This is a genomic window from Vibrio sp. 661 (assembly GCF_033339315.1).
Taxonomy (GTDB): Bacteria; Pseudomonadota; Gammaproteobacteria; order Enterobacterales; family Vibrionaceae; genus Vibrio; species Vibrio alginolyticus.
Genome location: NZ_JAWOUJ010000133.1, coordinates 1 through 1047, shown reverse-complemented (window position 1 = coordinate 1047; position 1047 = coordinate 1). Strand labels below are relative to the sequence as shown.

Annotated in this window: 1 pseudogene; it reads right to left on the bottom strand. The window is 45.6% G+C overall.

Annotated features, from left to right (window positions below):
• Nucleotides 1-1047 (bottom strand): annotated as a pseudogene (locus R7P69_RS25205) (cadherin repeat domain-containing protein); the annotation flags it as partial.

Here is a 1047-nt window from a genome sequence, read left to right as displayed (position 1 = left end):
GAGTAATTAGTTAGCGTCAACTCAGCTTTCGCATTGTCTAACGTGGCAAGCTCTTCGCTCACGGTATCAGCAAATGCGTAAGTGCGAGTGCCTACCGTTTTACCAAAATCCAAACTAATCGTCTTAAATGGCGTAAATTCCACAGTTTGAAGCTTCGTCGTAAGACCTGGATGATCCGCTTTATTAATGGTGCCGTTAACCAATACGGTTTTAGTTGTATAGTTACGTGCAGTTAACGTCACTTCCACTTGGTAGTCGCCAGCATGCAGCACTTTCAAACGACCAGAATCTGAAGATAACAACTCAACCACCGGCTCAGCTTGGTTAATCAGACGGTAGCTTGCTTTGGCTTCTCCCCCACTCATCACAGGTGTGATAACCGCACCAGCAGAAAAGTCCAGAGTTGGATAAGTAATAGAAACCGGGTTGCTACCTTGTTTAATCGTTACAGCAAAGCTACTTTCACCTGGAGTAAACTTATCGTTACCTGCGTCCGACACAATAACTCTGGTGCTACCCGCATTCAGAATGCGCATATCACCCGTTTTGCGATCTAAGGAAACCACATCGGTTGCAGAATCCGTCGCAAATCGGTAGCTCACTTCGCCAACCGTACCGAGAATCGATGGTTTTTGGACATAAGGTTGGTTGATGTTCCACGTACCTTCTACTACGCCTGACTGGATAGCAATTCGGCTTGGCGCACCCAGAATGTTAAAGCGAACTTGTTGATCTGGACCCGCCGTTTAATTTGCACTCTCTTTCCTGCGAACCGTTAACGTCGTTTGACCCGCTTTGTAGACACGAATAAGACCGTCACCAATAACATCTGCAACGCCTGGAGAAGTATTGTCAACGACTTCCAAATGATCATTGCTGGCCGTTAAACCAAAATCACGCTGCAAGTTAAAATCGTAGTCTTTGCTGTATACCATTTCATAATCTTGCGTCGTCATCGCTTGGCCTTGCGCTTTCGCAACTTTGATCACAACATTGAATTGAATTGGTTGGTAAAAGTCACCGCCATCATCTTCAAACTTAAGGCGA